This window comes from Paenibacillus sp. Dod16 (assembly GCF_049893405.1).
Lineage (GTDB): Bacteria > Bacillota > Bacilli > Paenibacillales > Paenibacillaceae > Paenibacillus_AQ.
In genome coordinates this window covers 1-325 of sequence record NZ_JBNDYG010000153.1, presented here as the reverse complement: position 1 = coordinate 325, position 325 = coordinate 1, and the positions used below count along the sequence as shown (strand labels likewise).

Below are 325 nucleotides of genomic sequence, written 5' to 3'. Positions count from 1 at the left end.
TAACTCCATGTGAGACGTCCCACAACCCCAGAGAGCAAGCTCTCTGGTTTAGGCTGTTCCGCGTTCGCTCGCCGCTACTGACGGAATCACTCTTGTTTTCTCTTCCTCCAGGTACTTAGATGTTTCAGTTCCCTGGGTATGCCTCCTCGCATCCTATGTATTCAGATACGGGTAACTAGCTATTACACTAGCTGGGTTTCCCCATTCGGACATCCCCGGATCGAAGCTTGCTTACAGCTCCCCGAGGCAGTATCGTTGTTCGCCACGTCCTTCTTCGGCTCCTAGCGCCTAGGCATCCTCCGTGTGCTCTTAGTAGCTTAACCAA

1 rRNA gene is annotated in these 325 nt (G+C 52.6%); it reads right to left on the bottom strand.

The window, feature by feature from the left end:
• Nucleotides 1-323, bottom strand: a 23S ribosomal RNA gene (locus ACPV3A_RS37860); the annotation flags it as partial.
• Nucleotides 324-325: the final 2 nt, after the last annotated feature.